Below are 25,682 nucleotides of genomic sequence, written 5' to 3' on the forward strand. Positions count from 1 at the left end.
AGCACGTGTTCAGTGCCATAGCGCCCAGGCTGGGGCCTGCATTCCAGCCATCCATACAAGTCGGTACTCATAAAAGCGACTCTATCCAATACGGCCGCTGAGGGGCCTATTGACTGGCCATTGACACCGATCCCGACCCCGACCCCGGCTGCTTCGCCGACTGGACGGTGGAGTCGGCCGAACGTTGAGTGGTCGAGGAGAGCGGCGCAGAGTCAACCGTTGGGCTGCTGGACGCGCGCTGGGGAGTTCGGAAGCCAGGGTGGCTTGGGGGCGTCTGTCGGTGAAGCCGGACAGCCCGGCGAGTGGCGACAACGCGGAAGCGGCTCAGGGGATGCTCTCTCGATCGGCACCCACGGTGCGAAGCTGAGCGTGCCGCCCGAAGCACCAGAACGCCACCAGGCCGTTCGCTCGTTATAGGTGGGTGTCCCGGCTGCCGCAGCCCTCACCAGGGCGGTGGACAGACCAGGCGCGTGGGCGGCCAATACGGTGGGTCCCTCATGCACCAGCGCAGCACGAGCAGGGCCTGCTTGAAGACGCACACAGTGCGCGAGTTCCCTTGCGGGTCCCGAGCAGGCGGAAGACCACGAAGGAAGCGATGGATTACCTGGGCGTCTCATGACGCCAGCGTCTCGGGAAGCTGCCGGGGCACGGACGGAGAGCGACTTGTGGACACCTACCTGCTGCCCGCTGCCATGCGAGAGCTGCCACCGCCTTGGAACGATCTGACATACCGCAGGTCTCAGGCTCTGGAGGAACTTGCCCCCACGGACGAGGGACTTGAGCAGGCTCGGCACGTGCTGCGCGCCTGCCTGCCGGACCGACGGCAGAGCGTGCACAACTGGGACGAAGAACTACGGGACTTCTACGAAGACCGCGATGACCACATACTGGACGAGGCAGACGCCTGGTTGACCCGAATCATGCCGACCACGTCCCGGGTCACTCGAGGCGGCGGTGCGCTTGCTTGTCTCACTCGGTCGTCCGCGCGGTGAACAAGCCTTGAGGGCACTCGTAAACGACGACGAGGTCCGGGACTTCCGCCCGCATGTGCGTTCCAGGCTTCTCGGGCTACGCCGTTCGGTGTACGACGTTCGTGCCCGGGAAGACACCCGCGAAGAGGAGCCGCTGCTGCCCGAAGGGCTGCAGGACCTTCCGTATTCATGGCAGAACGACTTCGGCTGGGGTACCACCGCCCCGGATTCACAGACCCTCGCCCAGGCGCGCTCAGCATTGGAGGGGTGTCTGACTGTCGAGCGGGTGCCGGATGACACGCAGTTGTGCAGTGACGCTCCGGCGGACTGCAGTGCCATTGCCGAGGTGGTGCGCGCCCTGATGCCGTACCCGCGGCTGGTCACTCGCGAGCGAATGAACGAGGCGTGGCGCGAGTGCCAGTCGCTGGGGTTCGAATTTCAAGGCATCGACGCCGCGTGCTTCCCCAAGGTCTGGTGCAAGAGGATCGCTGACCGGGTCACCGCAGCCGTCTTCCGCTGGCTCGCTGACCTCCCACAAGGCGGAGGAGCAGCAGGTGACAAGGAACCGGCTGTTCTCTCGGCAACGGCCCTCTGGGCTGCGGAACTCGCCGAGCGGTGCGCCCGGCGCGGCAGCGCGGTACAGGAAGCCATCTGGTTCCTCCACCGCACGCATGACGTGCCGGGCAGCCGTGAAGCCCTGGCGCGACTGGCCTTCGACCCGAGCCTGTCGGCCACGACGAGGAATACCGCGCAGCAGTGGGTGCCATGACACCCCCGATCTGCGGGAGGATCTCGACCGCCGCCAGGGGCAGGTCGAGAAGCCTCTCCACTGGCCGGGAGCCGGCCGTGAACCCATGCCCCACGACTGAGCGGACGACGGAGACGGGACGGTGGTGGGACGCACGGATAAGTGAGCCGGGCACGGAGCCGAATGCCGAGGAGATGTGGGATCCGCAGGTCGCACGATGGCGCGATCCGGAGGGCGACTACGTCCTGCCCCGCGCCCTGCGCTCCCTGCCACAGCCCTGGGACGAGTGCGACCGGAGCCGGATCGCGGAACTGCCCCGCACCGACGAGCGACTGGCGGAAGCCCGGCGAGTGGTGACCGTACTCCTGGAAGACCCGGAACTGGCTCCGCGAGTGCCGAAGCCCCCGTCCCCCGGCCTCTTGTGGCATGCCTGGGAGGAGTTCCATCAGGCCGTCGGGGAGGCCATGCCCCGCCCGAGCCCGGTGACATGGTCCGGCGTGGGCGCACTGGTCAGTGCGTGGCAGGACCGACCGCAGCTGTATCCGCTGCAGCGGCACGTCGTACGGCACGTCGAAGCGGCGATGCTGGCCATGATCCCGTCGCTGCGGGACGACATCACCGACTCGGTGTTCCGCTGGCTGACTCTCGATCCTGCCCCGGGCCGTTTCGCCGACTGGTCGGTGGAACTGGCCGAGCGTTGCGTGACCGAGGACATCGGCGCCGACTCGGCCATCGAGCTGCTCGGCGCGATGGACAGCCCGGAGGCCAGGACGGCACTGGAGCGGCTGTCGGTGAAGCCGGACGGCCCGGCGAGTTGGGAGAACGCGGAAGCGGCACAGAGCACACTCTTCGACCTGGGGAGCGGCGGAACGAGCCGCTGACAGCACCAGATCGAGGCCATGCTCTTCCGCGCAGACGGTGTACGAACGGGGATTGTCGATGATCTATGACCTGCTCCTTGCCGGCGCGTCCATTCCGCCCGCGTCGCTCGCCGAGGCCCTGGCAGAGGCGGTACGGACGGAGGGCGCCGATGTGGACGTGGCCGACCGGGACGGCGACCAGAGCCAACGCGACTGGGCCGCACCTGTCCTGTGCGGCTACATCAGACTGCGCGGCGACCTGTCGTTGGCCCTGGACATCTACGTAGAGGACGCCTTGGTCAACGAGGCGCCGCCCGAGCCCGAACTCGCACGACGCCTGGCGGCAGCGCTGGGCGTTCCCGTCCTGTACCCAGCCGAGGAGGACCTTCCGCCGTCGGCGTACTGGCTGGCGACCTCTTCGGGACACTCCGTCCGCGCCCGTCTGCTGTCCTCGGACGACGAACCACCCGTACACGTGATCGACGCGGTTGAGGAGGAGGTACCCAGCCTGCCCCGGGCAACCATCGAGGTCCTCCCCGAGGTCCTCGACAGAGAGCCCATCCCCACTCCCCTCTCCGACACCGTCCTCGCCACCCTCCCCCCAGGCGCGACAGCGAGCGCAGAAGGCCAGGTGCACTGCTACCTGCGCGTGTGGGAAAGGCTGACCCATCGACTCGCCTCGAACTGGGCCCCGTCGGATCGCTACCGAGCTGACCTTTTCCACCGCGACCTGGAGGCCAGAGACTCCCTGGAACGAGTCGTCCCGGAGTTGGGCGAGGAGCACGCGGATGCCCTCCGTGACGCGGTCACCCGCCTCGACCAAACGTTCAGCGAGCACACCGTGCCCAAGCCCACACAAGACAACGTGGAAGCGGCCCCCTGGTGGCAGAACCGCGTCCCTCGCCACATGCCCTGGTGAGACGCTCGAGACGCTCCTCCCTCCACCCCGCTGTATGCCTTTGGCGGGCTCAAGAGAGGCCCCACCTCGCCGGGAGCCAACCGTGAACCCTTGCCCCACTGACAGCTCCAGAAGCGCGGGCGATGGCAAGTCCGCTGCAGCTGACACGGGAAGCGAGACGCCGGCCGGCGACTAGCTCCCACATACGACGACCTCCACGTGGGTCCCCTCCCGCACCCCCCACTCACCCATCACCCCAGCCCCCGCCTCCACCACATGCCGCGCCCGAAGCCGAGGCATTCCCAGCCGCCCCGGCCGCATGGTGCGCACGGCGATGACGCGAAGGTGCCGATCGAGATAGGCGACATCGATCGGCATACGCATACGAAAGGTGTGCACGCTATTGGCGGGGGAGAGCAGAATCGCCCCCTCGATCGAATCCCGCCCCAACAGCCCTTTCGTGCGGGCCCGGTACGAGGTGGCGATCTCCAACGGAACGCGGACGGACGGCCCCCCACCATCCCCGCGCACGACCAACTCCCCACGCCCGTCCCGCCAGCCCCGCCTCATACAGGCCCCCTCCGACCGTGTCACCTGTCACTCGTCAACCTGCCACCGGCTGTCCGCCCGAACGTATCCGCAGGGGAGTAGGCCCCACATGGGCCCACGGGCCCAACCCCATTGCCGGGCCCTTTGCTGGTTCATGACTGAAACGCCCCGCCCAGCACCCCAATGGGCCCGGCAATTCCTCGTGTTATGCAACCGTTACGGCTCATACCGGTCGGCGAATCACCGTTTTCTCCCCATACACCCCGCCAGTTGACAACCTTCACCCTGGTGCAGCCCCACCCCGCTGTATAGCTTTGGTTCGCTCAAGAGAAGCCTCGCCTCTTAACGGGAGCCGACCGTGAACCGCCGCCCCACCTTCCTCGCAGCGCTCACGCTGACCGCCGCTGCGGCCCTGACGCTGTCCGCGTGCGGGAGCGATGACAGCTCCAAGAGCAAGGACAACGACAAGATCGCGGGAGCCGACACGGGGGACGAGGCGTCCGCCTCCCCCTCGCCGAGCGCTGCGGACTCGGCCGACCGGCCGAAGATCGAGCTGCCGGCGGACGTGACCTACAAGTTCGACTGGAAGAAGACCGGCGACGCGCAGAAGGACGCCGTGCTCAACGATGCCGAGCAGCGCATCAAAGCCGTAGACATGGCGATCGCCAAGCAGGCTCCGCTCGACAGGGCCTACCGCTTCTACTCGGAAGGCACAGCCGCCGCCGGAAGTCAGAAGTACATCCAGGAGTTCGTCGACCACAAGGCGCGCACTACTGGTCTGACCCGCTACTACAACGAGAGCGTGACCATCAAGGGCGACGGCACCGCCGCACTCGTGTACTGCGAAGACCAGAGCAAGGCATTCAACAAGTTTCTGAAGAGCGGCAAGACCGATGTCACGACAGTGACGAAGGACAGTTACGTCGTCTACGCCGGCACCCTGCGCAAGAGCGACAAGGGCGTTTGGATCACCGAGCGACTGATTTCGCAGCGGGGGAGCGCGAAGTGCCAGCCTTGAGCCCTGCCAGATTCCTACTCTTCGCGTCGGCCCTGGCCGCTTTGGCCCTGGCTGCTGCCGGCCCTGCCTATGCGGAAAAGGGGTTCGGCGACACGGATGGTGAAACGCAGCAGGCCGACGCCAGCGATGACGGCACCGTCTCCGTAACCGTAGGCGGCGTCGTCTTCGACCGCTCCAAGAACGGCACCGGCGACTCCGCCGGCGCCCTGACGTCGACCACTTCCTGGACGCCACCGCCCTGCTGGTACGCCCCCAAGTACACGCCGGAGCAACTACAGAAGACCCTGGAGCCGACCTGGGAAGCGGGTTCTACGGGGTACGAGTGGGACGCCGAGCAGCGCGACCGCTACGTCAACGGGCACCCGTACAAGGACTTCAACAAGGACAAGACCGGCAAGGGCTACTTCTGGGACTCGTACGTCGACGAGAGTTTCCCCCCGGGATGGGATGCCTGCACGAAGCCCGCCTTCTGGGTCGACCAGGGCGACCCTCCGCCCGCCAACATCGAGAACGCCGTCACTCCCAAGATCCTCGCCGACCTCGCCTACGCGGAGATCCGCGTCCCCGGCACCAAGGTCACCCTGGCACCCGCCGCCGCGACCAAGGTCAACCTGCCGACCTGGTCCTGGCTCGACGCAGCCGACTTCAAGCCGGTCTCCGTCACCGCGTCCGTACCGGTCATCGGCATCACGGCGACCGCGACCGCCGTACCGCAGTCGCTCAGGATCGAACCGGGCACCAAGGACGCCGTGACCTACCCGGCTTCCGGCGTCTGCGACATCAACAACGGCCGCATCGGCGAGCCCTACGCCAAGGGCAAGGCAGACCAGACGCCGCCCTGCGGAGTGAGGTACCTGCGCTCCTCGGGCAACGGCACGTACCCACTCCAGGCCACCGTCACCTGGAAGATCGACTGGACCGGTAGCGGCGGTGCGGGCGGCAACCTCCCCGACGGCACGTTCGGAGCCACGCAGGACGTCGTCGTACAGGAAATCCAGGCCGTCAACCGCTGATCATCTTGAGATATCGCGGTCGGGTGATCGCTCTCTTCAGACTGATCGCCGCGCACTTCATGAAGCTTCTAAGCTCCATGCACTGTGTGAGGTGGGCACGGTCCATTGCTCCCTTGGGATGCACCGTGACGACGTGGAGGGAGGTAGCGGAGGAATCCTCCACTCCCTCTTCACCGTGTCCTGGCGAGACATCGCCTGCGCACGCCGGCCCCCGAATCCGGCCTTCCTCCGACTCCAATGCCTTGTCCGTCTCCTGCCGGGCCGGATAGGAACAGCAGCATGACTGGACTTGGCGCTGTCTTTCGCCCTCAACTTGCCCCAGAACGACTCCGACCCGTAGCCCAGTTGGCCGACGAGTCAGGCCTCGAACAGCTCTGGCTCTGGGAAGACTGCTTCCGTGAGGGCGGTATCTCCACCGCCGCCGCGGCCCTCGCATGGACCGAGCGGGTGCGGGTCGGGGTCGGGCTGTTGCCTGTGCCGTTGCGGAACGTCGCCATCACGGCCATGGAGGTCGCCTCGTTGCATCGGATGTTCCCGGGGCGGGCGATCGTCGGTGTGGGGCATGGTGTGCAGAGCTGGATGGGGCAGGTGGGGGCGCGGGTCGAGTCGCCGGTGACCTTGTTGCGGGAGCATCTCGTCGCGCTTCGGGCCTTGTTGGGCGGGGAGCGGGTGACCACCGAGGGGCGGTACGTCACGCTCTACGATGTCGGACTCGACTGGCCGCCGGAAGACACGGGCAGCGGTGTGCTGGCCGGGGCCACCGGGCCGCGGTCGCTGCGGCTCACCGGGGAGGCCGCCGACGGGACGATCCTCACCGCCTCCACCAACGCCGAGGGCGTGCGGAAGGCGCGGCAGCTCATCGACGAGGGGCGGGAGGCAGCCGGGCGTGGGGACGGGCCGCACCCCGTTGTCGTCTATCTGCTCACTGCCACCGGGCCCGGCGCCGCCGACCGGCTCCGTGCCGAGCTGGCCGACGAGGGGGACGAGTCCGTTCCGGACCTCGGGGTCGCCGGGGACGCCGGTGCCGTCGCCAAGGCCGTCGAGCGGCTGGCCGCGGCCGGGGCCGACACCGTGGTGCTGCAACCGACCGGGGACGAGCCCGACCCGGAGGGGTTCGTGCGGTTCGTCGCCGAGGAAGTGCGTCCGCTCGTTCCCTGAAGGCCGAACGGTTCCGTTGAGGGCCGTTGTCAGTGGCGGCTGCCACACTCCGGGCATGAGCGATGACGACGTGGACGTGCGGCTGCGGGCTGTGGCGGAAGCCGATCTGGAGTTCTTCCTGGAGTACGAGCACGATCCGGAAGCCGTCCGGCGGTCGAGGTTCACGCCTCGGCCGCGCGACGCGTTCATGCGGCACTGGAAGGCCAAGGTCCTCGGGGACGACACCGTCTTCGTGCGGACCGTGACCGTGGACGGAGACGTCGCCGGCAGCGTCATCGCCTGGTGGGACGGGGACCGCCGCTTCCTCGGGTACTGGCTCGGACGCCCGTACTGGGGACGTGGCATCGGCAGCCGGGCCCTGGCCCTCTTCCTGGAGCGGGAGCGGAACCGGCCGCTGTACGCCGACCCCGTCAGCGGGAACGCCGGCTCGGTACGTCTCCTGGAGAAGCAGGGCTTCCGCCGCGACGGCGTCGTCCGGCACGGAGACGACGAGCATGTCGTGCTGGTCCTCTCGTGAGACCGCACCGCACCTTCGAGGACCTTGTCGCCGAAGGGGCCTCCGTCCCCACGGAAGGCTGGGACTTCTCCTGGTTCGAGGGGCGGGCCACCGAGGCGCGGCCGTCCTGGCCGACGGCGCCTTCGACCTGGTCGTGAGCCGGCATCCCGTCCGCCCGCACTGGGACGAGATCGCCCGGGTCCTCCAGCCCGGCGGGACCTATTTCGCCCAGCACGTCGGGCCGGCCAGCGTCTTCGAACTCGTCGAGTTCTTTCTGGGGCCGCAGCCGGACGACGTGCGGGCCGGGCGCCACCCCGACCGTGAGCGTGCCGACGCCGAGGCCGCCGGGCTCGACATCGTCGAGCTGCGGGCGGAGCGGCTGCGGATGGAGTTCCACGACATCGCCGCGGTCGTGCACTTCCTGCGCAAGGTGGTCTGGATGGTTCCCGGCTTCACCGTCGAGGCGTACGAGCCACAGCTCCGCGCGCTGCACGAGCGGATCCGCACCGAGGGGCCCTTCGTCGCCCACAGCACCCGCCACCTCTTCGACGCCCGCAAGCCGGACCCACCCTCGCCCCGCCACCACCCCTGATCACGCATGCGGCCCCACCGTCACCTCTCCCACCACCAACTCCGCCGTCGCCTCCAGCACCTCGCCCACCCGCTCCGCCTGCTCGCCCAGTTCCCGTTCCTGCCGTGCCGTCAGCCGGCCGAGCGGCTCGACCGTGACGGTCGTACGACGGCCCCGGCGCCGCTGGTGCCACACCCCCGCCGCTACACCGTCGACGAGCAGCACCGGATAGTTGCCCGCCTGGCCGCCCGCGAGGGCGCGCCGGTACGCCTCCCCGGGGAACAGCCGCTCACGGGGCTGCCCGGCGATGACGTACGCGTCGAAGTAGGGGAGGAGCCGCACACCCCGGGCGGGCCCCTCCGGGAAGTCGGTGTCGCCCGCCGCCACCCACGCCGGTGTCCCCTCGAAGTCGACCTCCTCGATACGGCCCCCGGCGGCCAGCTCTCCGAACAGGGTCGTGGCCCAGCCGGGCGGTGCCGCGAGCCACTTCGCGAAGTGCTGCGGAGTGGCCGGTCCGTAGGCGTGCAGATAGCGGCGCACGAAGGTGCCCAGAGCATCAGCCACGGATTCCGTACCCCTCGCGGACCTGGTACCCCCCACGGACTCCGCACCGCCCACCGACTCCGCACGCGGCGGGCGCGTGTACGTCGCCTTGCGACCGCGGTTCGGGCCGAAGCACAGCGTGCCCGCCCAGCCCGCCCGGTGCATCACCTGCCGCCAGCGCGGCCACAGGTCCTGGAACGCCGGCATCACCCGGTCACCGGCCCACGGGCCCGTACGGGCGACGATCTCCTCGGTCAGCTCGTCGAGGGTCAGATACCTGCCGTCGAGCGCGTCGCCGATCGCCGTCACGACCTGGCCGGCCTGCTCCTCGGTGAGCCGCACACCGGGCGGGAACGGGCTCGGCCCGGTCGGAACCGCCGTCAGGGCGGCCGACCAGAGGGGGAGTTCACGCGCCGGGAGCAGATGTACGGTGCCGCGCGGACCGTACGTCTTGATCAGGGACCGGTCGTCCCAGAGCGCGGTCCGTACATCCGCCCGCGTCAGCCCGGTCGTCCGCACTCCCACCGAGACCTCGGCCGCTGACAGCACCTGCGCGTGCGCGCCGGCCATCGCGCCGACCACCTCGGCGACCGGCGTGCCGCTCCCGGCCGGCCTGGCCAGGAACTGCCGCTCCGCCCGCCGTGCGCTCGCGGCGTCCCATGTGATCCTCACGGTCGTCGTCATGGAGCGACGTTAGGCGCCAATGAGGACAGAAACTGTCCTCTTAGCCCCTCGCAGGTGAGTCACTCCTTTCACTCACTCCACTTGCGCAACTTCCGTCGATGTTTTTCACATCGTTATCGCCCGCGGCTCGCCTTCGGTGCCGCCGCTCACGTAAGTTCAGACCAAGGTAATTCGCGTCAGCAAAGCTGCGCGGGCGGTACCGCGCAGTGGAGGGGGCTGCGCGGTGCCAGGGCCTCCCTGTTGAGGTATCGACGAGGCCGCTCCGGGGTCAAGCCGGCGTTCGCAGCCGGGTCACCCGTCGGAGGGATGCCGAGGACAACTCGCCGAGCAGGCCTCAAGGTGCGTCAAATCCCCCGGATCCCGTCCGAGGGTGCCCGATTTCGCAGCGTATCGGCCGGGTTTTGGTCAAGAACAAGCCATGAGTGAGGTCCTCCGCGGGCATCGCCCCGTCGTCGGGCGGCTCCGGAGAGTAGTTGCGGCACGCCGATGCACGCAGCATCACTTACGAAGGGTTATGGTGGAAACCCCCCCTCGGGCCGGTCCGTCTCCCCCCCACGGACCGGCCCGATTTTTTTCTGTGCGGGGACAGGCCGGGACACCGGCCGGAATCCTTCGCTCCGCACCCGTTGGCGGCCCGGTGGCGCACCGGGGGTAGGCTTCGCCTCCGGGGACTGCCACACGGGCAGGGACCGCCCGCGGCCACGACCGGGCCGCACATCGCGGCCTGTCCGATCCTTACGGAGGGGCTGACAATCACGTGAACCTGCGCGACAAGCTGCGTGGCCTGCTGGTCAGGCTGTACGCACGCCGGGTGGAAGGCCACCTGGACCACGCTCAGGTGCCCAAGCACATCGGCGTCATCATGGACGGCAACCGACGCTGGGCGAAGGCCGCCGGTTCCAGCACCGTCGACGGCCACCGGGCCGGGGCCGGGAAGATCGAGGAGTTCCTCGGCTGGTGCAGTGAGACCGACGTCGAGGTCGTGACCCTCTGGCTGTTGTCCACGGACAACTTCGACCGTCCGAAGGAAGAGCTCGGCCCGCTGCTCGGCATCATCGAGGACGTCGTGCGCACCCTGGCCGCCGACGGCCGCTGGCGTGTGCACCACGTGGGCACTCCCGACCTGCTGCCCTCCGGGATGCAGACGGTCCTGAAGGAGGCCGAGGAGACCACCGCGCACGTCGACGGGATACTGGTCAACGTCGCCATCGGCTACGGCGGCCGCCAGGAGATCGCCTACGCCGTGCGCTCGATGCTGCTCGACGCCCAGGAGAAGGGCACCTCGATGGAGGAGCTCGCCGAGGCCGTCGACACCGACATGATCGGGCGTCATCTCTACACGAGCGACCAGCCCGACCCCGACCTGGTGATCCGCACCAGCGGCGAGCAGCGGCTGTCCGGATTCATGCTCTGGCAGACCGCGCACTCCGAGTACTACTTCTGCGACGTGTTCTGGCCGGCCTTCCGCAAGGTCGACTTCCTGCGCGCCATGCGCGACTACGCCGCCCGCCACCGGCGCTTCGGCGGCTGAGCCGTACAACGCTGAACATTTCCGAGGGAGCCGTGCGGCGCCCGGCAGCCGGCTGGGCACCGTGGTCACCGCACGTCGCAACGCTTCCCGGTACCCCTCCGAAGACACACGTAACACGGAGTTCACCGGCTCGCCGTCATATGCCGTGGCATGGCGACGCTCGTTCGAGGGCATAAGTCAGTCAGGTCGACGCCCGAACCACGGGTGTCGTATCTCAGCGGACGGCACGGGGCCGTCCGCCCGGGAGGCCCTTTGCACCAGCCCGATCGTGCGGTCACAGCACGGATGAAGAGGCGGGAGGGCCGGTTCTCGGCCCGCGCAGGGCGGCCGACGACCGGTCGGGATTTTTCCCACCCCTCCCGGTCCAGCTTCCACTCCGTCGCTCCCCGACCTCATCCGAGGGGGTACGTCCTTCCGTGGTGACCAGCACAAAGCGCCACAAGCCAGACCGGCGCACCTATGTCCTCGACACCAGCGTTCTGCTGGCCGACCCCAACGCCCTGAGCCGCTTCGACGAGCACGAGGTCGTGCTCCCCATCGTCGTGGTGACGGAACTGGAGGCCAAGAGGCACCATCCCGAACTCGGCTACTTCGCCCGGCAGGCCCTGCGTCTGCTCGACGACTACCGGATTCGTCATGGCCGTCTGGATTCCCCGATTCCGACCGGGGACCTAGGCGGGACCGTCCGTGTCGAGCTCAACCACTCGGACCCCAGCGTGCTGCCCAGCGGCTACCGCCTGGGGGACAACGACTCCCGCATCCTCGCGGTCGCCCGCAATCTGCAGGCCGAGGGGTTCGACGTCACCGTCGTGTCGAAGGACCTCCCGCTCAGGATCAAGGCGTCGTCCGTGGGGCTCCTCGCCGAGGAGTACCGCGCGGAACTCGCCATCACGGACTCCTCCGGCTGGACCGGAATGTCCGAACTGACCCTGCCGGGCGAGCAGGTGGACATCCTCTTCGAGGAGGGGCACGTCTACGTCCCCGAGGCCGCCGATCTCCCGGTGCACACGGGTCTGACCATCCAGTCCGAGCGCGGCAAGGCGCTCGGCAGGGTCACGCCCGAGGGCAACATCCGTGTCGTACGCGGGGATCGTGAGGCGTTCGGCATCAAGGGCCGCAGCGCCGAGCAGCGCATCGCGCTCGATCTGCTGCTCGACCCGGACGTCGGGATCGTCTCCATGGGCGGCCGGGCCGGCACCGGAAAGTCGGCGCTGGCGCTGTGCGCGGGCCTGGAGGCGGTGCTGGAGCGCCGTCAGCACCAGAAGGTGATGGTCTTCCGTCCGCTGTACGCGGTCGGCGGGCAGGAGCTCGGCTATCTGCCCGGCTCCGAGGCGGAGAAGATGAGCCCCTGGGCGCAGGCCGTGTTCGACACGCTGTCGGCGGTCACCAGCCGGGAGGTCATCGAGGAGGTCACCGCGCGCGGGATGCTGGAGGTGCTTCCGCTCACGCACATCCGGGGGCGTTCGCTGCACGACGCGTTCGTGATCGTGGACGAGGCACAGTCACTGGAAAGGAATGTGCTTCTTACCGTTCTGTCCCGGATCGGGGCCAATTCGCGGGTGGTTCTCACCCATGACGTGGCCCAGCGGGACAATCTCAGGGTCGGCCGGTACGACGGTGTCGTCGCCGTCGTCGAGAAGCTGAAGGGGCATCCGCTCTTCGCGCACGTGACCCTGAACCGGTCCGAGAGGTCCCAGATCGCTGCCCTTGTGACCGAAATGCTCGAAGACGGGCAGATCTGACCGCCCTGCCCCAAGCGGTGGTGGTTACGCAGTAGTTGGCGCCGTCCGGAAAGGCGAAGAGCCTAGCCGGGCGGCGCCTTCGCGCGTGACAGTTTCCGTGAATCTCCTGGGCCAAACGGGATGTGAGCTTTCACACCCAGCACAGAATTGCCTTGCCCCGTCGTGTTACGGCAGAGTCTCACTCCTGTCAGGCCCCGCATACGACACACCTGTACCCCTGGGGGTACCGCCCACGCCTTTAGGGCTGTGGGGGAGGTACGGCACCACAAAAGCATCAGCATCAACTGCATAGCGATGTCGTATGCCGCCCGCGCACCACGCGGCACTCCCTCCCGAGGGAGTTGCCCACCGGGCCCGTGCCTCCCGTGACCCGTAGTTGGGGAGGCCAGTGTCAGGGGCACGATTGCGTCCGCGAGGGTCACCGAAGCGGGCGATGCTGGAAGGAAACCGTGTGAGCCGGATCTCGGTCCGGGGATTCGCAGTGGCTTCGGCCACGGCGGTCACCGCTGTCGGAAGCGTCGTCGGCGTTGCCTCGGGCAGCACCGCGCAGAACAACGACGCCGAAGCGACGGCAAACGGCACCACGTTGCTCGCGGACATCCCCTCGGGTCAGCAGGCCCAGGTGCAGACCGCGTCGCTGACGCAGCAGGCCGACGTACAGGCCATCGCCGCCGATGTGAGCGCGAAGAAGGACGCCGAGGAGGCCGCCCGCAAGGCCGCCGCCGAGACGGCGATCGCGAAGAAGGAGGCCGCCGAGAAGGCGGCGAAGGAGGCCAAGGAGCGCGAGGAGGCCAAGAAGGCCGCCAGCCGTTCCAAGGACATCTCGGACATCCCTGTCTCGAGCTCCTACACGATCGCGCAGATCCAGGCGATGGCACGGCAGATCGTGCCCTCCGGTCAGTTCCAGTGCTTCAGCAACATCGTGGACCACGAGTCCGACTGGAACTACAAGGCCGTGAACCCCTCCTCCGGGGCCTACGGCATGTTCCAGGCGCTGCCCGGCACCAAGATGTCCTCCGCAGGCGCCGACTGGCGGACCAACCCGGCCACCCAGATCAAGTGGGGCCTCGGCTACATGAACGACCGCTACGGCAGCCCGTGTGACGCCTGGTCGTTCTGGCAGGCCAACAACTGGTACTGAGCCACCCGGCCTTCGGCCACTCATCTCTTCGCACGAGCCCCGCACCGTCGTACGGTGCGGGGCTCGCGCCATGTACGGTCGGATCATGTCGCGAGTGCCAGGGTGGCTCGGCCGGCTCGGCGCCGGACTGACCGAGATGAGCGAGCAGTGGAACGAGCGCCGCGCCGAGGCCGAACGGGAGCGCGGCGAAGCCGAGTCCCGGACCGGGTCCGAGGAGCACGTGCCGCCGCCCCCGGACTACGCGCCCGACGTTCCCGCCCGGCCCGATCCAGCGCTGGCCGTGCCGTGGGGAGTGCGGGTCGCGGCGGAGGCCGCCTGGCGGCTGCTCATCCTCGCGGGCACCCTGTGGGTGCTGATGCGGATCATCAGCGCCGTCCAGTTGGTGGTGCTGGCGTTCGTGAGCGCGCTGCTGATCACCGCGCTGCTCCACCCGACCGTGGGGAGGCTGCGGCGGCTCGGAGTGCCGCGCGGGCCGGCCACCGCGCTGACCGCGATCCTCGGCTTCGTCATCATGGGGCTGATCGGCTGGTTCGTGACCTGGCAGGTCATGGAGAACATCGACGATCTCTCGGGCCAGATCCAGGACGGCATCGACGAGTTGCGGAACTGGCTGCTGAACAGCCCCTTCCACGTCACGGACAAGCAGATCAACGAGATCGCCAAGAACCTGCGTGAGGCGGTCGGCGCGAACACCGACGCGATCACATCGGCGGGCCTGGAGGGCGTGACGGTCGTCGTCGAGGCCCTGACCGGGATCCTGCTGGCGGTCTTCTCCACCCTGTTCCTGCTCTACGACGGCAAGCGGATCTGGGAGTGGACGCTGAAGCTGGTTCCGGCGGCGGCGCGGCCGGGAGTCGCCGGGGCCGGTCCTGCGGCGTGGCGGACGCTGACGGCGTATGTGCGGGGCACGGTGATCGTCGCGCTGATCGACGCGATCTTCATCGGTCTCGGTATCTACTTCCTCGATGTGCCGATGGCCGTGCCGCTGGCGGTGTTCATCTTCCTGTTCGCGTTCATCCCGCTGGTGGGCGCGGTGGTGTCCGGGGCGCTGGCCGTGGTCGTCGCGCTGGTCACCCAGGGGGTGTTCACGGCGGTCATGACGCTGGTGGTGGTGCTCGCGGTGCAGCAGATCGAGGGCCACATCCTGCAGCCGTTCATCCTCGGGCGGGCGGTGCGGGTGCATCCGCTCGCGGTGGTGCTGTCCGTCGCGTGCGGGGGGATGGTGGCCGGGATCGGCGGTGCCGTGGTCGCCGTGCCGCTGGTCGCGGTGACGAACACGGTGGCCGGATATCTGCGGTCGTATTCACGGGAGTCGGCGCTGCGGCATTCCGTACGGCCGCGGGGCGCCACGGCGATGAGCGCCGAGCCGGCTGCCCCGGACCCGCCGTCGGAGCAGCCCGGCTGATCCGGCCAGGACACCGACGAGGACATGAAACAGGGCCCCGTCCACCATGCCCAGGTGACGGGGCCCTGTAGTTCATCGCCCGCGGCGGGGAGTTACTCCGCGAGGACTGCCTCGGCGTCCAGCGTCACGCCGACCGCCTGGATCACGGACGCGATCTTGAAGGACTCCTGGATGACGTCGCGGTCGACACCGGCCTTGCGCAGGACCTGCTCGTGGGAGTCCAGGCACATGCCGCAGCCGTTGATGGCCGAGACCGCGAAGGACCAGAGCTCGAAGTCGGCCTTGTCGACGCCCGGGTTGCCGATGACGTTCATCCGCAGGCCCGCGCGCAGGGTGCCATACTCGTGGTCCGAGAGCAGGTGACGGGTGCGGTAGAAGACGTTGTTCATCGCCATCACCGCGGCCGCGGCCTTCGCCGCCGTGTAGGCCTCCGGCGACAGGTTCGCCTTCGCCTCCGGCTCCAGCTCGCGCAGCACGATCGGGGAGCGCGAGGCGATGGCGGTGGCCAGCACCGTGCCCCAGAGCTGCTGGGCCGGCAGGTCGGAGTTGCCGATGACCGAGCCCAGGTTGAGCTTCAGGTCCTTGGCGTAGTCCGGTATCGCGGACTTCAGGTTGTCGAGGGACATCTCAGATCACTCCCCGGAGAGCAGCGCGACGGGGTCGAGCGTCTCGTCGCCCTTGCTCCAGTTGCAGGGGCAGAGCTCGTCGGTCTGCAGGGCGTCGAGGACCCGCAGGACCTCCTTCGGGTTACGGCCGACCGAACCCGCGGTCACCATGGAGAACTGGATCTCGTTGTTCTGGTCCACGATGAACACCGCGCGCTTGGCGAAGCCGTCCTCGCCCTCGATGCCGAGGTCGCGCATGAGCTCGTGCTTGGAGTCCGCCATCATCGGGAAGGGCAGGTCACGCAGGTCGTCGTGGTCCTTGCGCCAGGCGTGGTGGACGAACTCGGAGTCACCGGAGAAGCCGAGGACCTGCGCGTCGCGGTCGGCGAACTCCTCGTTCAGCTTGCCGAAGGCGGCGATCTCGGTGGGGCACACGAAGGTGAAGTCCTTGGGCCAGGCGAAGATGACCTTCCACTGACCCTCGTAGGTCTTGTGGTTGATCTGCTGGAACTCCTCGCCCTTCTCCAGCGAGACGCAGGCGGTCAGGTCGAACTCGGGGAACTTGTCACCGACAGTGAGCACATGCTCTCCTTGCAGCGAAGAAACACCCGGATTGCGGGCGTTTCCCATGGGTTGGACTGTGTTGATGTTGGCACAGCGTCGATTGATTACAGAAATAGCTACACTCGGTCGGGTTGATCGGAGGTAGTTATTAGTGACTGTGGGTAATAAGCGCAGGCAGCCCAGCCTCGCGCAGCTTCGTGCCTTCGCGGCCGTGGCCGAGCATCTGCACTTCCGGGACGCCGCCGGGGCGATCGGCATGAGCCAGCCCGCCCTCTCGGGTGCCGTCTCGGCGCTGGAGGAGACACTCGGAGTGACGCTCGTGGAGCGTACGACGCGCAAGGTGCTGCTCTCACCCGAGGGCGAGCGGATCGCCGTACGGGCCAAGGCGGTGCTGGGTGAGGTGGGCGCGCTCATGGAGGAGGCCGAGGCAGTGCGGGCCCCGTTCACCGGGGTGCTGCGGCTCGGGGTGATTCCGACGGTGGCGCCCTATCTGCTGCCCACGGTCCTGCGCCTCGTCCACGAACGGTATCCGCACCTCGACCTCCAGGTGCACGAGGAGCAGACCGCCAGCCTGCTCGACGGTCTCACCAGCGGGCGGCTCGATCTGCTGCTGCTCGCGGTGCCCCTCGGCGTCCCGGGCGTGACCGAACTGCCGCTCTTCGACGAGGACTTCGTGCTCGTCACCCCGCTCGACCACCGGCTCGGCGGGCGCGAGGGCATTCCGCGCCAGGCGCTGCGCGAGCTGAACCTGCTGCTGCTGGACGAGGGACACTGCCTGCGCGACCAGGCCCTCGACATCTGCCGGGAGGCCGGCCGCGACGACGTGCCGGTCACGACGACCGCCGCCGGGCTGTCCACGCTGGTGCAGCTCGTCGCCGGCGGGCTCGGTGTCACGCTGCTGCCGCGCACCGCCCTCACGGTCGAGACCTCGCGCAGCAACCAGCTCCTCACCGGGTACTTCGCCGACCCGGCCCCCACCCGCCGGATCGCTCTGGCGATGCGGACGGGGGCGGCGCGCGGCGGCGAGTACGAGGAACTGGCGGCGGCTCTGCGGCAAGCACTGCGGCCGCTGTCCGTACGGGTCGTCGGCCAGGACACCTGACGACCCGTACGGACAGCGGCCCGGGCGGAGAGCTACTCGGTCCGCAGGCCGTCCGGACGCATCAGCTTCCACAGCGGTGGCAGGCTCAGCAGGGTCACCACCAGCACGACACCCGCGCCGATGCCGGTCATGGACAGCACGCTCGGCCAGTCCACCCGGACGGAGGTGTCCGTCATCCGCAGCAGGACCGCGCCCAGGGCCATGCCCACCGTCGCGGCGAGCAGCAGGCCGAGACCGATCGGGATCGCCGTCTGCCACAGCACCGACAGGCTGAGCGTACGGCGCCGGGTGCCGACGGCGACCAGCGACGACAGCAGCTTGCGGCGTTCGCGCAACTGCTCCAGCTGCGAGACCAGCAGGCTCGCCCCGATCAGCGCCAGCACACACGCGGCGCCGACGGACAGGCCGGTGCGGATGGTGGCGTAGCGCTCGTTGCTCTCGACGCTCTGCCAGGTCATGGGCTGGACGACCGGGTCGAGACGCGCGGCCGTGTTGCGCACGTACTCCTGCGCGTCCGGCACGGAGCCGTCGAGACTCAGGTAGAGCTGCCCCGAGGCGAACGACCCGAGGTTCTCGGGCAGCGCGCCGGGCGTGATGAGGATGCCGCTGCGCCGGTATCCGGTGGGGTCCTCACGGGACTGGACCTGACGGATGTCCTTCGGCACGGTCCAGGAGGTCCAGCGGTCGCCGGACCGGGTGCTGTCCCCGGGGTCGGCCCACAGGGTCCTGCCGGGCTTGGCCAGCCGGGCGGTGTCCGAGTCGAACTCCCCGCCCCTGAGGGCGAAGACCTCACCGTCGCGGCAGGCCGGCAGTGTGGCCACCTCGCGCAGCGAGGCGCAGTCGGCGACGGTGATCGAGACGTAGGAGTCCCCGTCGTCGCCACGCTCGGCGCTGAGATAGCCCTCGTTCAGCGCGGTGACCTTCCGTACCCCCTGGGTGTCGCGGAACGTCCCGGCCAGCGAGGCGAGCTCGGCATCCTGCGGCGCCTGCACCTGCATCTGGGCCCGGGAGACGTCGTACCGCGACCGCTGGGTGTAGCTGCCCTCCACTCCGGCGAACAGCATCTGCAGTGCGATCGCCCCGGCGACCGCCACCGCGATGCCGTTGACCATGCGGGCCGCCGTACCGCTGCTCAACTGGAGCCTGCGTACCGCCAGTTGCCAGGCGACCCCGCCGGAGCCGAGCCGGGCGACGACCGTCTCCACGATCCAGGGCAGCAAAGCCGTGACGCCGACGAGCAGCAGGATGACGCCGCCGACGACGAGGTACTCGTTGAAGGACCCGCCGTCGCGGCCCTGCCCGACCATGGGGAAGAGCATCGCGAGCCCGCCCACCGGCAGCAGCAGCCGCCACCACAGCCGGCGGCGCGCCGGCTTGGCCGTGCGCACCACGCCCAGCGGCTCGATGACCACCCCGCGCAGGGCGAAGAGGGTCACCAGCACCGCGGCCGTCGGCACCGCGACCGCGACCAGTCCGGCCAGCAGGGGGGAGGGGTTCAGATAGCTCGGGAACACGCTGACGTGGAACACCTCGAGGGTGGCCGCCAGTTCGCGTCCGAGCAGGAAGAACCCGGTGCCGAGGACGAGTCCCAGCACCGATCCGGCCAGCGCCTCGCCGGCCGCGATCCGCCGTGTCATCCGGCTGTCGGAGCCGACCAGCCGCAGTGCCGCGAGCCTGCGGTCGCGCCGCTCGCCGCCGAACCGCACCGCCGCGGCGATGAAGACGGCGACCGGCATGAGCAGCACCACGAAGACGACCAGGACCAGCAGGAGGAGCACCGGGTCCCAGGGGTCGGACGACGCCAGGTCCGGGTTGCCGAAGTGGTCGATCCGGGCCCCGGAGACGGTGTCGAGGCGGTCCGCGAGCCCCTTGCCGCCCGCGAAGAAGGCGAGTTCCTGGGAGCCGACGAGACCCTGCTCGCCGATGGTGCCGGCGACCCGGTAGTCCAGCCGCTCGCGCAGCAGCTTCCCCTCGCCGGAGGCGAGCAGTTCCTTCAGCGCGGGGGAGACGACCATCTCGCCCGCCGCGGGAAACTCCGTGACGCCCGGCGGCAGCGGGGCCTTCGGACCCTCCGGCTCCAGCAGACGCCCGCGGACGTCCAGGTCCCGGAAGGTGGTGTCCGCGTCCAGGACGACCAGGGAGTTGTCGGCCTTCGGTATCTTCTCCTGGCTGTAGGTGTGGTCGCTGCGGGCCTCCTCGCGCCGGTCCCGCTCCGCCAGTGCGTTCGGGATGGCGGTGGTGAGCAGCAGCAGCGCCACGCCGAGTCCGACGCCGACGGCCGTGAGCAGCGCCCGGGTCCACCCCTCGCGCCCGCCGGCGAAGGCGTACCGGGTTCCCATCGCCAGGTCCCGGCCCCACTGCCGTGCGCTCATACGACGCGCTCCATGTCCCTGGACTTCCCGTCCCGGACGACGATCTCGCGGTCGGAGTAGGCCGCCACCCGCGCCTCGTGCGTCACCAGCACCACGGCCGCGTTGGTCGACCGGGCGGCCTCGGTGAGCAGCTCCATCACGCGCTCGCCGTTGAGCGAGTCGAGCGCGCCGGTCGGCTCGTCGGCGAAGATCACCCGCGGGTTCGTCACCAGTGAGCGGGCGACGGCGACGCGCTGCCCCTGACCGCCGGACACTTCGCCGGGCCGCTTCTTGCGCAGCTCGTCGACCTCCAGGCGCTCCATCCACGCCAGTGCGGTCCGCTCGGCGTCCTTGCGGGAGGAGCCGTTCAGCCGCAGCGGCAGGGCGACGTTCTCCACACAGGTGAGTTCCGGCACGAGCTGGCCGAACTGGAACACGAAGCCGAACTCGGAGCGGCGCAGCGCACTGCGCTCGGCGTCGCTCATCCCGGTCAGCTCCCGCTCGTGGTACGTGATCGAGCCCGAGTCGGGCGGCACGATCCCCGCGAGGCAGTGCAGCAGCGTGGACTTGCCGGACCCGGAGGGGCCCATGATGGCGACGACCTCGCCCGGGTGGATGGAGAACTCGGCGCCGTCGAGCGCGGTGGTCGGGCCGTACGCCTTGCGCAGGTCCCGGGCGGCGAGCAGCGAACCAGCGGGAATGGTCATCGGGTCACCGCCTCACCGAGCTTGTCGAGTCGGGCGGCGGTCAGTTCCAGCCAGCGCAGGTCGGCCTCCAGGTGGAACAGGGCGTGGTCGCAGACGAGCTGGTCGGCCAGGTCGCCCTTGCGTTTGCGGTCGGTGAGGATCCGCATGCTGCGCAGATGCTCGGAGCGCTGGGTGTCGAGGATGTCGGCGGCGTCGCGGTGGGTGAGCAGCGCGAGGACGACCTTGGTGTAGAGGGCCGACTGGAGGTACGGCTCCGGCTTCTCCGGGGTCGCGAGCCAGCGCTCGACGTCGGTGATGCCGGCCTCGGTGATCGCGTACCGCTTGCGCTCGGGCCCGTCGCCCGCCTCGATGCCGTCGACCTCGACGAGCCCGTTCTTCAGCAGGCGGGACATCGTCGAGTAGACCTGGCCGTAGTGGAGCGGCCGGTCGTGACCGAACTTCTCGTCGAAGGCCCGCTTCAGGTCGTAACCGTGCCGCGGGCCGGACTCCAGGAGTCCCAGGAGAGTGTGACCGATGGACATGGGCAGGACTGTACATGGGGTGTATACGCCGGATGTATACGCGGTGTGTGTAGGCCGTGGCCGGGGGTGCGGGAGTGCAGGTCGGACCTGGTTGTCACAGTCCTGCAACTCCCAGCCCGTCCGGCGCTTGAGGGCGAGGCCGTTCAGGCCGACGGGGGTCCGGGGGCGGAGCCCTCGGAAGGCCCTGGCGGCCGCCCGCGCCGGGGGATGGGACCGGTCTCGCGCGGCAAGCGCCCCGCATCGGCCAGCGCCTTCCGCAGCAGGAACTCGATCTGCGCGTTGGCCGACCGCAGTTCGTCCCCGGCCCACCGCGCGAGCGCCTCGTACACCGCCGGGTCCAGCCGCAGCAGCACCTGCTTGCGCTGCTGCTGCGGCCGGCGCTGAGGGCCCGGACCCTCGGAGGGGACGGTCACTGGTAGAGGGACCCGGTGTTGAGGACCGGCTGCGCGGCGCGGTCCCCGCACAGCACCACCATGAGATTGGAGACCATGGCCGCCTTCCGCTCGGAGTCCAGCTCCACGATGTCCCGCTCGGTGATCCGGGCGATCGCGGCCTCGACCATGCCGACCGCTCCGTCCACGATCTGCCGCCGGGCCGCGACGACCGCGCCGGCCTGCTGCCGCTGGAGCATCGCCGAGGCGATCTCGGGGGCGTACGCGAGGTGTGTGAAGCGGGACTCGATGATCTGCACCCCGGCCGCCTCCACGCGCGCGTGCAGTTCGACGGCGAGCTTCTCGGTGATCTCCTCGGCGTTGCCGCGCAGCGAGAGGCCGTCCTCCTCGTGCGCGTCGTAGGGGTACTCGATGGCGATGTGCCGCACGGCCGCCTCGGTCTGGGTGGAGACGAACTCGACGTAGTCGTCCACCTCGAAGGTGGCCTGGGCGGTGTCCTCGACCCGCCACACCACGACCGCGGCGAGCTCGATCGGGTTGCCGTAGGCGTCGTTGACCTTCAGGACGGCGGTCTCGTGGTTGCGGACCCGCGTCGAGATCTTCGTGCGCGAGGTGAGCGGGTTCACCCAGCGCAGGCCGTCCTGCCGGATCGTCCCCCGGTAGCGGCCGAACAGCTGGACGACACGGGCCTCGCCGGGCGCCACCATGTTCAGCCCGCACATGGCCAGGAACGCCGCGATCGCGACCAGGATGCCGCCGATGATCAGGCCGGCCTTCGCGCCGCTCCCGTCCACCGCCGTGGCGGCCGCGATCAGCCCGGCACCGGCCAGCAGCCCGAGCAGGCCGAGGAACAGGGCGAGCCCGCCGCCGATGCTGTGCGCGGTGAACTCCCTTACGCGTGGGGCCGGCATCTCGGGCACGTCCGCGGTGACCTGCGTGTCGTGTGTGGACATGGGTGAATCCCCCGTTCTTCGCGCGGAGCCATCCTGCATAGCTTCCGTCTATCTAAGTGATATCACTTTTCCCGGTCCTGGCAACCCTTCGGGTGTCTCGAACGTCGGTTCCGTTGGGATGGGTGCTGATTGTCACGTCCGCAAAGGGCCGGATCGGCAGCCCTATCTCTTATCTCCCGGTGTTAGCTTTCTGAGCTGACCTGAGCGGCGAACCTGTGTGACGCGAGTGCACACATGAACGAAGCGGAGCGGATCGGACCCATGGGACGAGCGGAAGAGAGACGCGCCCGACAGCGCGGTGGGCGCCGGGCGGCACCCAAGAGCCACCGTTCGTCGGCCGCCTCCGGGAAGAGCGGCATACGCAGGCTCTTCACCTGGAAGAAGATCCTCGGCACCTTCCTCGGCCTGTGCCTGCTCGGCATGGGTGCCTTCATCGTGCTGTACATGGTGATCGACATCCCCGAGGGGAACGCCGACGCCAAGCGCCAGAGCAACATCTACAAGTACAGCGACGGCTCGATCATGGCCCGCGACGGCAAGGTCAACCGCGAGGTCGTCGACCTGTCCAGGGTCCCCAAGCAGGTCCGGCAGACCTTTGTCGCGGCCGAGAACAAGACCTTCTACAAGGACGCCGGCGTCGACCTCAAGGGCACCGCCCGCGGTGTGTTCAACACGCTCTCCGGCCGTGGCGCGCAGGGCGGTTCGACGATCACCCAGCAGTACGTCAAGAACTACTACCTGACGCAGGAACAGACCGTCACGCGCAAGCTGAAGGAACTGGTCATCTCGCTGAAGCTGGACCGGGAGAAGTCCAAGGACTACATCCTCGCCGGCTACATCAACACCAGTTACTACGGCCGTAACGCCTACGGCATCCAGGCCGCCGCCCAGGCCTACTACGGCACCGACGCCGAGGACCTCACCGTCGCGCAGGGCGCCTACCTCGCCGCGCTGCTCCAGGCCCCGAGCGAGTACGACTGGGCGGTCGCCTCCGAAGGCGGTAAGAAGCTGGTCAAGGCGCGCTGGGACTACGTCCTGAAGAACATGGTCGAGGAGGGCTGGCTGAGCCGGTCCGAGCGTGACGCCATGAAGTTCCCGGTGCCGAAGGAGCCCAAGCCCGCCCCCGGCATGGAGGGGCAGAAGGGCTACCTGGTCAACGCGGCCAACGCGACCCTGAAGAAGCAGCTCGTCGCCGACGGCACCGCGAGCAGCCGCAAGGAAGCCGAGGGGATGATCAATGCCGGCGGCTGGACCATCACGCTCAACATCGACAAGAAGAAGCAGGCGGCGCTGGAGAAGTCCGTCCAGCAGCAGTTGACCAGCAAGCTCGACTCGAAGAAGCGCGAGGTCGACGCGGACGTCCAGGCCGGTGCCGCGTCCGTGAACCCGAAGACGGGCGCCGTGGTCGCGATGTACGGCGGCCAGGACTACTTCAAGCACTGGACCAACAACGCCACCCGCACCGACTACCAGCCCGCGTCCACCTTCAAGCCGGTCATCCTGGCCGCCGCCCTGGAGGAGCAGGCGAAGACGCAGGACGGCGAGCCGATCAACGCGCGCACGGTCTACGACGGCACGAGCAAGCGCCCGGTCATGGAGGACGGCAGCAAGGTCGGCTTCGCCCCCGAGAATGAGGACGACAGGGACTATGGGCCGATCTCCGTCCAGACGGCGATGAACAAGTCCGTCAACTCCGTCTTCGCGCAGATGGGCGTCGACGTCGGGATGTCCGAGGTGGTGAAGGTCGCCGGCAAACTCGGCATGGACACCGAGAACATGGAGGCCGTGCCCGCCCAGACCCTGGGCAGCATGGGCGCGAGCCCCCTGCAGATGGCCGGGGTCTACGCCACGCTCGACAACCACGGCAAGAAGGTCACCCCGGCCGTCGTGAAGTCGGTGGAGCACCGCAACCAGACGGTCGCCATGCCCGACCCGGTCGGCGACCAGGTCATCAGCAGGGAGGCCGCCGACTCGGTGACCTCGGTGCTGACCGGCGTGGTCGACGACGGCACCGCGCAGACCTCCGTGCGCAACAACCCGGGGCGCGACGGCCAGCAGGTCGCGGGCAAGACGGGTACGTCCGACAACAACAAGTCGGCCTGGTTCACCGGTTACACGCCCAACGTGGTCACCTCTGTCGGGCTGTTCGGAGAGGACGACAAGCCCCCGTACAAGCACGTCCCGATGTACAAGGCGCTCGGCGAGCCCCGCATCGACGGCGGTGGCTTCCCGGCGCGGATCTGGGCGGCCTACACCTTCGGCGTCATGGGCGACGTCAGCAAGTTCGACCTGGACACCCAGCAGGGCGCGGCCGTTCAGCCGACGTGGACGCCGACGCCCACGCGGTCGGAGACCGAGGAGCCCACGCCGGAGCCGACCACCGAGGAGCCGTCGTCGTCCCCGCCGCCGACGACGGAGGAGCCGAGCAGCTCGCCGCCGCCGACTCCGTCGACGTCACCGCCGACCTTCACGCCGCCGACGGCCCCGGGGACGACACCGCCGACCGACGGCGACCCGTTCGACCCGGTCAAGCCGGGCGACGAGGAGTAGGAGACGCGCATGGGCGCCCGGCATCACGCCGGGCGCCCCTCCTGGTCGGCGCTTCTCTCGATGATGCCGATTGCCGAGTACAACTCCGTCTCCCGCAACTACTGGCAGGGGAGCGCACATGTCAGGAGACGAGCCCTATGCCGCCCACGACGGCGCGCTGTTGCTGGTGCTGCTCCTGGCCTGCGTCATCGCGGTGCTGTCCCTCACCGTCCACGGGATCAGACGCCTGATACGCGCCGGGCGGAGGAGGGAGATGTTCACAGCCCGCTCCGCGGCCGTGCTGGCCTGGGACGCGACGATCGCCGCGTACACGTGGGGACTCCTCCATCTGTTCCTCCTCGACGACTACGCCCGGTCCCAGGCCTGCCGCGACTCGGTCGGAGACAAGCTCAGTGGCTACGAACCGAGCTTTCTCCCGTTGCACTTCGGTTGCCGAACCGGTGACGGACGCGTCGTCGAGGCCGTCATCCCCTCGTACATCAACCCGGCAGTCGCCGTACTCGGGATCTGCTCCCTCGTCCTCACCGGACTCGCCATCGCCCACCACAAGAACGCTCAGGGGTGCGGGGCGGCTTCTTCCCGCGGCGGACGTCGGTGATCCAGCAGTCC

At 69.0% G+C, this 25,682-nt stretch carries 23 protein-coding genes and 1 pseudogene; 15 read left to right on the forward strand and 9 right to left on the reverse strand.

Features of this window, described 5'->3' with window-relative positions; all coding sequences use genetic code 11:
* The first annotated feature begins 999 nt into the window (after positions 1–999).
* From ACIBK5_RS36085 to ACIBK5_RS36095, 3 genes are all read left to right on the forward strand, one after another.
* Positions 1,000–1,740, forward strand: coding sequence for a hypothetical protein (locus ACIBK5_RS36085; RefSeq protein ID WP_399026449.1), 741 nt, complete (start codon positions 1,000–1,002; stop codon positions 1,738–1,740).
* A gap of 173 nt (positions 1,741–1,913) precedes the next feature.
* A complete protein-coding gene (locus ACIBK5_RS36090; RefSeq protein WP_399026450.1) occupies positions 1,914–2,600 on the forward strand; it encodes a hypothetical protein in 687 nt (228 codons plus the stop codon).
* Positions 2,601–2,658: 58 nt separating this feature from the next.
* Positions 2,659–3,498 (forward strand): hypothetical protein, encoded by an 840-nt coding sequence (locus ACIBK5_RS36095; protein WP_399026452.1) that lies wholly within the window; start codon positions 2,659–2,661, stop codon positions 3,496–3,498.
* 171 nt (positions 3,499–3,669) lie between these two features.
* Here the strand turns inward: ACIBK5_RS36095 and ACIBK5_RS36100 are convergent, their stop codons facing one another.
* Complete coding sequence (locus ACIBK5_RS36100; RefSeq protein WP_399026454.1) at positions 3,670–4,047, reverse strand: DUF192 domain-containing protein; 378 nt, start codon at positions 4,045–4,047, stop codon at positions 3,670–3,672.
* Between the two features lie 337 nt (positions 4,048–4,384).
* Between ACIBK5_RS36100 and ACIBK5_RS36105 the strand changes: the two genes are divergently transcribed.
* The 5 genes and pseudogenes from ACIBK5_RS36105 (at position 4,385) to ACIBK5_RS36125 (ending at position 8,303) form a co-directional block, all read left to right on the forward strand.
* Positions 4,385–5,044: a hypothetical protein gene (locus tag ACIBK5_RS36105; protein WP_399026456.1), complete on the forward strand. Its 660-nt coding sequence runs from the start codon at positions 4,385–4,387 to the stop codon at positions 5,042–5,044.
* A gap of 47 nt (positions 5,045–5,091) precedes the next feature.
* The gene (locus tag ACIBK5_RS36110; protein ID WP_399026575.1) at positions 5,092–6,057 is read left to right on the forward strand and encodes a hypothetical protein; all 966 of its coding nucleotides are present in this window, start codon (positions 5,092–5,094) and stop codon (positions 6,055–6,057) included.
* Between the two features lie 279 nt (positions 6,058–6,336).
* Positions 6,337–7,215 (forward strand): LLM class flavin-dependent oxidoreductase, encoded by an 879-nt coding sequence (locus tag ACIBK5_RS36115; RefSeq protein ID WP_399026457.1) that lies wholly within the window; start codon positions 6,337–6,339, stop codon positions 7,213–7,215.
* A 55-nt stretch (positions 7,216–7,270) separates the two neighbouring features.
* The gene (locus tag ACIBK5_RS36120; RefSeq protein ID WP_399026459.1) at positions 7,271–7,732 is read left to right on the forward strand and encodes a GNAT family N-acetyltransferase; all 462 of its coding nucleotides are present in this window, start codon (positions 7,271–7,273) and stop codon (positions 7,730–7,732) included.
* A pseudogene (locus tag ACIBK5_RS36125) lies at positions 7,729–8,303 on the forward strand (hypothetical protein). Before ACIBK5_RS36120 ends, ACIBK5_RS36125 begins: the two are co-directional and overlap by 4 nt.
* Here ACIBK5_RS36125 and ACIBK5_RS36130 read toward each other — a convergent pair.
* Entirely contained in the window at positions 8,304–9,509 is a 1,206-nt protein-coding gene (locus ACIBK5_RS36130) for a winged helix DNA-binding domain-containing protein (RefSeq protein WP_399026461.1), read from the reverse strand.
* Positions 9,510–10,266: 757 nt separating this feature from the next.
* Between ACIBK5_RS36130 and ACIBK5_RS36135 the strand changes: the two genes are divergently transcribed.
* From ACIBK5_RS36135 to ACIBK5_RS36150, 4 genes are all read left to right on the forward strand, one after another.
* A complete protein-coding gene (locus ACIBK5_RS36135; protein WP_399026463.1) occupies positions 10,267–11,040 on the forward strand; it encodes an isoprenyl transferase in 774 nt (257 codons plus the stop codon).
* Positions 11,041–11,456: 416 nt separating this feature from the next.
* The gene (locus tag ACIBK5_RS36140) at positions 11,457–12,782 is read left to right on the forward strand and encodes a PhoH family protein (protein ID WP_399026465.1); all 1,326 of its coding nucleotides are present in this window, start codon (positions 11,457–11,459) and stop codon (positions 12,780–12,782) included.
* Positions 12,783–13,215: 433 nt separating this feature from the next.
* A complete protein-coding gene (locus ACIBK5_RS36145; RefSeq protein ID WP_399026467.1) occupies positions 13,216–13,923 on the forward strand; it encodes a transglycosylase SLT domain-containing protein in 708 nt (235 codons plus the stop codon).
* A gap of 85 nt (positions 13,924–14,008) precedes the next feature.
* Entirely contained in the window at positions 14,009–15,328 is a 1,320-nt protein-coding gene (locus tag ACIBK5_RS36150; protein ID WP_399026469.1) for an AI-2E family transporter, read from the forward strand.
* 92 nt (positions 15,329–15,420) lie between these two features.
* On the opposite strand, the gene ACIBK5_RS36155 is transcribed toward ACIBK5_RS36150, so the two are convergent.
* Both ACIBK5_RS36155 and ACIBK5_RS36160 read right to left on the reverse strand, forming a co-directional pair.
* Positions 15,421–15,954, reverse strand: coding sequence for an alkyl hydroperoxide reductase (locus tag ACIBK5_RS36155; protein ID WP_193481179.1), 534 nt, complete (start codon positions 15,952–15,954; stop codon positions 15,421–15,423).
* A 6-nt stretch (positions 15,955–15,960) separates the two neighbouring features.
* Positions 15,961–16,515 carry a redoxin domain-containing protein gene (locus tag ACIBK5_RS36160; protein WP_390993657.1) on the reverse strand — a complete coding sequence of 185 codons (555 nt, stop codon included), beginning with the start codon at positions 16,513–16,515 and terminating at the stop codon, positions 15,961–15,963.
* Between the two features lie 133 nt (positions 16,516–16,648).
* On the opposite strand from ACIBK5_RS36160, the gene ACIBK5_RS36165 reads away from it, so the two are divergent.
* Positions 16,649–17,599 (forward strand): LysR substrate-binding domain-containing protein, encoded by a 951-nt coding sequence (locus ACIBK5_RS36165; protein WP_399026472.1) that lies wholly within the window; start codon positions 16,649–16,651, stop codon positions 17,597–17,599.
* Between the two features lie 32 nt (positions 17,600–17,631).
* Here ACIBK5_RS36165 and ACIBK5_RS36170 read toward each other — a convergent pair whose 3' ends face one another.
* The 5 genes from ACIBK5_RS36170 to ACIBK5_RS36190 all read right to left on the reverse strand — a co-directional run bounded on the left by ACIBK5_RS36170 (position 17,632) and on the right by ACIBK5_RS36190 (position 22,523).
* The gene (locus ACIBK5_RS36170) at positions 17,632–19,971 is read right to left on the reverse strand and encodes an ABC transporter permease (RefSeq protein ID WP_399026474.1); all 2,340 of its coding nucleotides are present in this window, start codon (positions 19,969–19,971) and stop codon (positions 17,632–17,634) included.
* The gene (locus ACIBK5_RS36175; RefSeq protein ID WP_399026476.1) at positions 19,968–20,657 is read right to left on the reverse strand and encodes an ABC transporter ATP-binding protein; all 690 of its coding nucleotides are present in this window, start codon (positions 20,655–20,657) and stop codon (positions 19,968–19,970) included. Before ACIBK5_RS36175 ends, ACIBK5_RS36170 begins: the two co-directional genes overlap by 4 nt.
* The gene (locus ACIBK5_RS36180; protein WP_399026478.1) at positions 20,654–21,178 is read right to left on the reverse strand and encodes a PadR family transcriptional regulator; all 525 of its coding nucleotides are present in this window, start codon (positions 21,176–21,178) and stop codon (positions 20,654–20,656) included. The genes ACIBK5_RS36175 and ACIBK5_RS36180 overlap by 4 nt, the downstream gene beginning before the upstream one ends.
* 143 nt (positions 21,179–21,321) lie before the next feature.
* Complete coding sequence (locus tag ACIBK5_RS36185) at positions 21,322–21,591, reverse strand: hypothetical protein (protein WP_399026480.1); 270 nt, start codon at positions 21,589–21,591, stop codon at positions 21,322–21,324.
* Positions 21,588–22,523, reverse strand: a complete 936-nt coding sequence (locus ACIBK5_RS36190; RefSeq protein WP_399026482.1) for an SPFH domain-containing protein — start codon at positions 22,521–22,523, stop codon at positions 21,588–21,590. The genes ACIBK5_RS36185 and ACIBK5_RS36190 overlap by 4 nt, the downstream gene beginning before the upstream one ends.
* 261 nt (positions 22,524–22,784) lie before the next feature.
* Here ACIBK5_RS36190 and ACIBK5_RS36195 point away from each other — a divergent pair, with 261 nt between their 5' ends.
* Together ACIBK5_RS36195 and ACIBK5_RS36200 are read left to right on the forward strand one after the other, a co-directional pair.
* Entirely contained in the window at positions 22,785–25,073 is a 2,289-nt protein-coding gene (locus tag ACIBK5_RS36195; RefSeq protein WP_399026484.1) for a transglycosylase domain-containing protein, read from the forward strand.
* Positions 25,074–25,191: 118 nt separating this feature from the next.
* Positions 25,192–25,671 (forward strand): hypothetical protein, encoded by a 480-nt coding sequence (locus ACIBK5_RS36200; RefSeq protein ID WP_399026486.1) that lies wholly within the window; start codon positions 25,192–25,194, stop codon positions 25,669–25,671.
* Positions 25,672–25,682: the final 11 nt, after the last annotated feature.

Origin of the sequence: Streptomyces sp. NPDC050546, assembly GCF_044457425.1 — a bacterium.
Lineage (GTDB): Bacteria > Actinomycetota > Actinomycetes > Streptomycetales > Streptomycetaceae > Streptomyces.

What these genes read in the sequence shown, in the direction of transcription:
- ACIBK5_RS36145 (WP_399026467.1), top strand. Translation starts at nt 13,216, where the DNA reads ATGCTGGAAGGAAACCGTGTGAGCCGGATCTCGGTCCGGGGATTCGCA.
- ACIBK5_RS36180 (WP_399026478.1), bottom strand. Translation starts at nt 21,178, where the DNA reads ATGTCCATCGGTCACACTCTCCTGGGACTCCTGGAGTCCGGCCCGCGG.
- ACIBK5_RS36170 (WP_399026474.1), bottom strand. Translation starts at nt 19,971, where the DNA reads ATGAGCGCACGGCAGTGGGGCCGGGACCTGGCGATGGGAACCCGGTAC.
- ACIBK5_RS36100 (WP_399026454.1), bottom strand. Translation starts at nt 4,047, where the DNA reads ATGAGGCGGGGCTGGCGGGACGGGCGTGGGGAGTTGGTCGTGCGCGGG.
- ACIBK5_RS36095 (WP_399026452.1), top strand. Translation starts at nt 2,659, where the DNA reads ATGATCTATGACCTGCTCCTTGCCGGCGCGTCCATTCCGCCCGCGTCG.
- ACIBK5_RS36190 (WP_399026482.1), bottom strand. Translation starts at nt 22,523, where the DNA reads ATGTCCACACACGACACGCAGGTCACCGCGGACGTGCCCGAGATGCCG.
- ACIBK5_RS36155 (WP_193481179.1), bottom strand. Translation starts at nt 15,954, where the DNA reads ATGTCCCTCGACAACCTGAAGTCCGCGATACCGGACTACGCCAAGGAC.
- ACIBK5_RS36175 (WP_399026476.1), bottom strand. Translation starts at nt 20,657, where the DNA reads ATGACCATTCCCGCTGGTTCGCTGCTCGCCGCCCGGGACCTGCGCAAG.
- ACIBK5_RS36120 (WP_399026459.1), top strand. Translation starts at nt 7,271, where the DNA reads ATGAGCGATGACGACGTGGACGTGCGGCTGCGGGCTGTGGCGGAAGCC.
- ACIBK5_RS36090 (WP_399026450.1), top strand. Translation starts at nt 1,914, where the DNA reads ATGTGGGATCCGCAGGTCGCACGATGGCGCGATCCGGAGGGCGACTAC.
- ACIBK5_RS36115 (WP_399026457.1), top strand. Translation starts at nt 6,337, where the DNA reads ATGACTGGACTTGGCGCTGTCTTTCGCCCTCAACTTGCCCCAGAACGA.
- ACIBK5_RS36195 (WP_399026484.1), top strand. Translation starts at nt 22,785, where the DNA reads ATGGGACGAGCGGAAGAGAGACGCGCCCGACAGCGCGGTGGGCGCCGG.
- ACIBK5_RS36150 (WP_399026469.1), top strand. Translation starts at nt 14,009, where the DNA reads ATGTCGCGAGTGCCAGGGTGGCTCGGCCGGCTCGGCGCCGGACTGACC.
- ACIBK5_RS36200 (WP_399026486.1), top strand. Translation starts at nt 25,192, where the DNA reads ATGTCAGGAGACGAGCCCTATGCCGCCCACGACGGCGCGCTGTTGCTG.
- ACIBK5_RS36130 (WP_399026461.1), bottom strand. Translation starts at nt 9,509, where the DNA reads ATGACGACGACCGTGAGGATCACATGGGACGCCGCGAGCGCACGGCGG.